The sequence below is a fragment of the Sphingomonas sp. genome (assembly GCF_964263785.1).
Taxonomy (GTDB): Bacteria; Pseudomonadota; Alphaproteobacteria; order Sphingomonadales; family Sphingomonadaceae; genus Sphingomonas.
In genome coordinates this window covers 1-6,769 of sequence record NZ_CAXVWL010000057.1, presented here as the reverse complement: position 1 = coordinate 6,769, position 6,769 = coordinate 1, and the positions used below count along the sequence as shown (strand labels likewise).

Sequence of the window (6,769 nt, the reverse complement as noted above, 5' to 3'; positions counted from 1 at the left end):
ACCGGCAACGATATCGACGACCTCAACACCCGGGCGATCAGGGGCAGCGTGCTTTTCACGCCGACCGATCGCCTGAGGTTGGCCGTGAAAGCGGACTATTTCCGCGAGCGGGATCGCGCGGGCGGGTATCACGTGACCGGGACTGGAGGCTTTTCGGCGCCGGGCGTTCCGATCGTGCCCAACGGGATCGCACAGGGAGGTTCGTTCCCCTCCAACATCCGTGACGTGAACAATACCGCCGATCCGACCAACCGCGTCGAGTTCTGGGGTGTGAGCGGCAAGCTTACCTACGACGTGACAAGCAACATCCAGCTGAGCTCCCTAACAGCGTTCAGGCGCACCAAGAACGCGATCTTCTCCGACCTTGACGGCACCGAACTTCCGCTCGTCACGCAGATTCAAACCGAACGCGCGCGGCAGTTCAGCGAGGAGCTGCAGCTCTCCGGCTCCACCGATCGGCTGACCTGGCTGCTAGGCTTCTTCTACTTTCACGAGAAGACCAACGGCGTCCAGGCCGACCCGCTCAACCCTGCGCGCACGATCTTCTTTGGCCCCGACATCCTGACGACCGGATATCTCGGGGCCGGTTTCATCAAGACGGACGCATTGGCCGGGTTCGGTCAGGCCACCTACGAGGTGGTCGACAACCTGCGGATCACGCTGGGAGCCAGGTACAGCTCCGAGAAGAAAACCAACCATGACGAGCTGGCGTTCGACATCTTCACGCCGTTCGTAGGTGAACTGGCCACGCCGACCACGATCCTCGACCGCAGCGCGCGGTTTAAGTCGTTCACGCCGAGAGTCGGCATAGACTATCAGGCCACGCCCTCGACTTTGCTCTACGCTTCCTGGTCGAAGGGCTTCAAGGCAGGAACCTACAGCCTCGGCGCCGGCACCCCACCAGTTGATCCTGAGAAGGTCAGCGCGTTCGAGGCCGGCGCCAAGTCGACGATCTTCGATGGTCGGCTGCGGATCAATCTTGCGGGGTTCTATTATGACTACAAGGATCTCCAGATCGGCAAGGTGACCGGGACGAGCGGGGCGACGCTTGCGCTCGAGAATGCCGCGACGGCGGAGATCTATGGGCTGGAGGCGGAACTGACGGCGCAGATCACGCCCGAGTTCCAGATCAACGCGAACGGCTCGTGGCTCCATGCTCAATTCAAGGACTATGTTAGCGCCGATCCGGCACGCCCCTTCGGCGACGGCGTGACCTTTGTCGACGCGCAAGGCGATTTCGCGCCGGGTGCTACCGCCGCCACTCCCGGTGTGTCACCTGCGTTCAACCTGCGCGGCAATACGCTCTCGCAATCACCCGAGTTCACCGCATTCGTCGGAGCGCAGTACAGCGTTTCATCTCGTCTCGGGCAGTTCACGTTCCGCGGTGAGGTCGCGTGGCGCGACCGAATTTACTTCACGCCGTTCAACCTAAAGAATGTGAGCCAGGGTTCCAATGCCAGGCTCAACGCCTTCATCAACTGGGCTGCGGAGGACGGTCATTGGACCGGACAGGTGTATGTCAGGAACATCACGAACAAGACGGTGGTCGGCAATGCGATCGTCAGTTCCAGCGTCGTCGGATATCCTCTGAACGGCTTTCTCGAAGACCCTCGCACGTACGGCGTAACGCTAGGCTACAAGTTCTAAAAAGTTAGGCGAACCGATCCTTCAAGGCACATTACAACTCTATCGTCAGTGAGGAACACCTTGAACGAGATATCATCCAACCTTGCGCTGCGCTCGACGCTGCGGCGTAACGGCGACGTCGAGATTGCACTGGAACAGGTGCGCGTCCCCGGGCGTGAGGGGGGCGTGGTCGTCGAGATGCTCGCCGCGCCGATCCATCCCGCGGACATGTCGCTGCTGTTCGCCCGCGCCGACCCGGGTACAGCCGAGCGGATCCAGCGTGACGGCAAGACGGTAACGGTTCTGCGTGCAGGTGACGCGGCCGCGAAAGCGCAGGCTTCTCGCGTGGATGTGCCGACGGCTGTCGGGATGGAAGGAGCCGGACGCGTCGTCGAGGCCGGTCCGAGCGACGCCGCACAGGCGCTGCTCGGTCGGCTCGTCGCGGTTCGGGGGAACGGCGTCTACGCTCGGTACAACCGGATCGCCCTGGAGGACATTCTCCCCCTGCCGGACGATGTCTCGGCATCCGAGGGCGCCGCCGCCTTCATCAACCCTCTGACCGTTCTGGGCATGGTCGAGCTTATGCAGGACGGCGGCTTCGGCGGACTGGTACACACCGCCGCCGCCTCAACCATCGGCCAGATGCTCTGCCGCCTTTGTCGGGAGGAGGGCATCGGGCTTGTCAGCATCGTCCGCAGGCCCGAGCAGGTCGAGCTGTTGCAGTCAATCGGCGCGGAGCATGTCTGCGACATGAGTGGTCCTGGCTTCGAGGACGAACTTCTGCGCGCGCTCGTCGCTACCGGCGCGACCCTCGCCTTCGATGCGACGGGTGGCGGCGATCTAGCCAGCCGCATCCTCAACCTTATGGAGCGGGCGCTGCCGAAGCCCGCGGGGTACCAGCACTACGGGTCGAACATACGCAAGAAGGTCTTCATCTACGGTACGCTGGATCCCAGCCCGCTCGTACTGCTCAAGAACTACGGGCTGGCTTGGGATCTGGGCGGCTATCTGGTGTTCCACTTCCTTGAGAGCATCGGACCGGAACGCGTCGAGGGTCTGAAGCGCCGTGTCGTGGAAGGGCTCAAGACGACGTTCGCCATGCAATACAGCCACAAAATCTCGCTGGCGGAGGCGTGCGATCCCGACGTGCTGCGGGGCGCAGGTCGGCGCGCCACGGGTGACAAATACCTGATCGACTTCTCGATATGAGGGTGCTGAACGCAGGGTCGCCCAGCCCGCATCGACTGGTCGCGGGCCGCAACGGGACTATGGCTACATCCGGCAGGCCCGCGTTCGCGCTCGCCTCGCATGGTCTGATATGAAGACCCGCGCCGCTGTCGCGGTCGAGGCGAAGAAGCCGCTGGAGATCGTCGAGCTCGACCTGGAGGGGCCGAAAGCCGGCGAAGTTCTGGTCGAGATCATGGCGACCGGCATCTGCCACACCGACGCCTATACACTCGACGGGCTGGACTCGGAGGGACTGTTCCCCAGCGTGCTGGGCCATGAAGGCGCCGGGATCGTGCGCGAGGTGGGCGCCGGCGTCACCAGCGTCCAGCCGGGCGACCACGTCATCCCGCTCTACACGCCCGAGTGCCGGCAGTGTAAATCGTGCCTCAGCGGCAAGACCAACCTGTGCACCGCCATACGTGCGACTCAGGGGAAAGGGCTGATGCCCGACGGCAGCACCCGGTTCAGCTACAAGGGACAGCCAATCTTCCACTACATGGGCTGCTCGACCTTCTCGAACTTCACAGTGCTGCCCGAGATCGCGGTGGCCAAGATCCGCGAGGACGCGCCGTTCAAGACGAGCTGCTACATCGGCTGCGGGGTCACCACCGGCGTCGGCGCGGTGGTCAACACGGCCAAGGTGCAGGTCGGCGAGAGCGTGGTGGTGTTCGGTCTCGGCGGCATCGGCCTCAACGTCATTCAGGGCGCGAAGCTCGCGGGTGCGGGCGTGATCGTCGGCGTCGACATCAACCCGGACCGCGAGGCGTGGGGCCGGCAGTTCGGCATGACCCACTTCCTCAATTCCAAGGGACAGAGCCGCGAAGAGACGATCGCCGCCATCCTCCAGCTCACCGATGGCGGCGCCGACTACAGCTTCGACGCGACCGGCAATACCGAGGTGATGAGGACCGCGCTGGAATGCTGCCACCGCGGCTGGGGCACCTCGATCGTCATCGGCGTGGCGGAAGCGGGTCACGAGATCAGCACCCGGCCCTTCCAGCTGGTCACCGGGCGCAACTGGCGCGGCACCGCGTTCGGGGGCGCGAAGGGGCGAACGGACGTGCCCAAGATCGTCGACTGGTACATGAACGGGCAGATCGCGATCGACCCGATGATCACGCACACGCTGACCCTCGACGAGATCAACCACGGCTTCGACCTGATGCACCGGGGCGAGAGCATCCGCAGCGTGGTGGTGTACTGATGCCTCGGTTGTCGGTCACCATGCGCGACGGCGAGACTCGGGAGATCGAGGGCGAGGTCGGCCTGTCGGTCATGGAGTTGATCCGAGATGCGGGCGTCGACGAGCTGCTCGCGTTGTGCGGAGGCTGCTGCAGCTGTGCGACCTGCCACGTCTACGTCGATCCTGCCGACGTGCATCGGCTGCCGCCAATGAGCGTCGACGAGGACGAGCTTCTCGACAGCTCCACGCATCGCAGCGACACGTCGCGGCTGTCGTGCCAAATCCTCTTTTCCGACGCGCTCGCTGACCTGCGCATCGTGATCGCGCCGGAGGACTAAAGTGGGTGGGACGCTTGAGCTCGTGTCGAAAAACCGGGCCTTCGGCGGCTCGCAGCGCGTCTACCGGCATGCCTCGGAGACGACAGCCACGGACATGACGTTCTCAGTTTACGTGCCGGACCATTCGCCTGGCGCGAAGCTGCCAGTGCTCTGGTACTTGTCCGGCCTGACCTGCACGCACGCGAACGTCACCGATAAGGGCGAATTTCGGGGCGGCTGCGCCGAGCATGGCCTAAACTTCGTCGCGCCCGATACGAGTCCGCGTGGGGAAATCGTCTCGGATGACCCGGCGTACAATATGGGACAGGGCGCGGGCTTCTACGTCGATGCGACTGAGGCACCATGGACCCCGCACTTCCGCATGTCGTCCTACCTTACTGACGAACTGCCGATGCTGGTCGCGGCGGAACTTCCCGTCGATATGGATCGGCAGGGGATCACCGGCCACTCGATGGGCGGTCACGGCGCCCTTGCGATCGCGCTCCGCCACCCTGGTCGGTACCGCTCCGTTTCAGCCTTCGCGCCCATCGCCGCGGCAAGCCAGGTACCTTGGGGTGTGAAGGCGCTCAGCGGCTATCTCGGCCCCGATCGCGCCGCTTGGCGCAAGAATGATGCGGTGGCGCTGATCGAGGACGGCGCGACGCTGCCCGAGCTCCTCGTCGACCAGGGCGACGCCGACCAGTTCCTGACTGAGCAGCTTCGCCCGGAACTGCTACGCGATGCCTGCAAACACGCCGGCATCCCGCTGACGCTCCGCATGCAGCCTGGCTACGACCATAGCTACCTGTTCGTCTCGACGTTCATGGCCGACCACATCCGCTGGCACGCGGAGCGGCTAGCGTGACGCGGTATGACGTGCTCATCGTCGGCGCGGGCCATGGCGGCGCGGCGGCGGCGGCGGCGCTTCGCCAGCAGGGTTTTGCGGGCTCGGTCGCGATCGTCGGCGACGAGCCAGACGCGCCCTATGAGCGGCCTCCGCTGTCCAAGGAGTATCTGTCTCGCGAAAAGCCGTTCGAGCGCATCCTGATCCGCCCCGAACGCTTCTGGGTGGAGAAAGGCATCGACCTGCTGCTCGGCCGGCGTGTGGACGCGGTCGACCCCGATTCCCGTAGCGTCAAGCTCGCCGGCGGCGGAACTATCGGCTACGGCGAGATGGTCTGGGCGACCGGCGGTCGGCCGCGCCGCCTGACTTGCTCGGGCCACGACCTCTTCGGCGTCCACGCCGTCCGCACCCGCGCCGACGTGGATCGACTGATGTCGGAGCTGGCCGCGACGACGCGCGTGTGCGTGGTCGGCGGCGGCTACATCGGCTTGGAGGCGGCGGCGGTGCTGACTAAATCCGGCAAGCGGGTCACCGTGCTGGAGGCGCAGGGCCGTGTCCTGGCCCGTGTCGCGGGCGAGGCGCTGTCGGCTTTTTACGAAGCGGAACATCGCGCCCGGGGCGTCGACGTCCGGCTGAACGCGGCCGTCCAGTGCATCGAGGAGGCGGACGGCCGCGTTATCGGCGTCAGGCTGGCGGACGGCGAGGTTCTGCCTTGCGAGATGGTGATCGTCGGCATCGGCATCGTGCCTTGCGTCGAGCCGCTCCTGGCGGCGGGCGCGGAGGGCGGCGACGGTATCGCCGTCGACGCTTTTTGCCGGACGTCTCTGCCGGAGGTGTATGCGATCGGCGACTGCGCACTGCATGCCAACGGCTTCGCCGGCGGTGCCGCCATTCGGCTCGAGTCGGTGCAGAACGCCAATGATCAGGCGAGCGTCGCCGCCCGCGCGATTGTTGGCAACTTGCGCCCTTACGACGCGGTGCCGTGGTTCTGGTCCAACCAGTACGACCTCAAGCTTCAGACGGTCGGGCTGTCGACCGGCCACGATGAGGCTGTTGTACGCGGCAATCCGACGGCGCGCTCATTCAGCGTGATCTATTGCAAGGCGGGCCGCGTCGTCGCGCTCGACTGCGTCAACGCCACACGCGACTACGTCCAAGGCCGCGCACTTGTGCTGACCCGCGCCGCGCCGACCGCCCGGCGCCTTGCGGATGCGAGCTCTCCGCTCAAGGAGATGGCACCGGCGTAGCCGATGTTCCCGGCCCCTTCTCACCTCTCGTTCTTGCTGGTTGTCCACCGGCAAAATTCGATGAACAAAGCGTAGACATTATTGCACGTGCGACCAATTTCCTGTTAGTCTCGATGCGAGCAAGGGCGCGCAAGACTCCTGCGTAGGAATTATGATCGCTGGCCGCAGCACGGTCCGGGAGCAATGGAGAGCCTAGATGACCGCTTCGCCCACGACCGAGCGTCTATCCGCATCGTCAGGCGGCCTGCCTACCGCGCTGGACCGGCCGGACTACCCGGCAGGCAAGACTGCATCTCTCGGGCGTCTTCAAGGGAAGGAGAGTCCA

Annotated in this window: 6 protein-coding genes; all 6 read left to right on the top strand. The window is 64.9% G+C overall.

What is annotated here, in order from left to right; genetic code table 11:
• Positions 1 to 1,647 (top strand): TonB-dependent receptor (locus tag ACE5C1_RS08055; RefSeq protein WP_374943551.1); only part of this gene is annotated, 1,647 nt, incomplete at its 5' end.
• A 60-nt stretch (positions 1,648 to 1,707) separates the two neighbouring features.
• On the top strand, positions 1,708 to 2,835 hold the full coding sequence (locus ACE5C1_RS08050; protein WP_374943550.1) for an NADH oxidase: 1,128 nt from the start codon (positions 1,708 to 1,710) through the stop codon (positions 2,833 to 2,835).
• A 109-nt stretch (positions 2,836 to 2,944) separates the two neighbouring features.
• Positions 2,945 to 4,057, top strand: a complete 1,113-nt coding sequence (locus tag ACE5C1_RS08045; RefSeq protein WP_374943549.1) for an S-(hydroxymethyl)glutathione dehydrogenase/class III alcohol dehydrogenase — start codon at positions 2,945 to 2,947, stop codon at positions 4,055 to 4,057.
• A complete protein-coding gene (locus ACE5C1_RS08040; RefSeq protein ID WP_374943548.1) occupies positions 4,057 to 4,374 on the top strand; it encodes a 2Fe-2S iron-sulfur cluster-binding protein in 318 nt (105 codons plus the stop codon). Before ACE5C1_RS08045 ends, ACE5C1_RS08040 begins: the two co-directional genes overlap by 1 nt.
• A gap of 1 nt (position 4,375) precedes the next feature.
• Positions 4,376 to 5,218, top strand: a complete 843-nt coding sequence (gene fghA / locus ACE5C1_RS08035; protein ID WP_374943547.1) for an S-formylglutathione hydrolase — start codon at positions 4,376 to 4,378, stop codon at positions 5,216 to 5,218.
• Positions 5,215 to 6,444: an NAD(P)/FAD-dependent oxidoreductase gene (locus tag ACE5C1_RS08030; RefSeq protein WP_374943546.1), complete on the top strand. Its 1,230-nt coding sequence runs from the start codon at positions 5,215 to 5,217 to the stop codon at positions 6,442 to 6,444. Before fghA ends, ACE5C1_RS08030 begins: the two co-directional genes overlap by 4 nt.
• Positions 6,445 to 6,769: the final 325 nt, after the last annotated feature.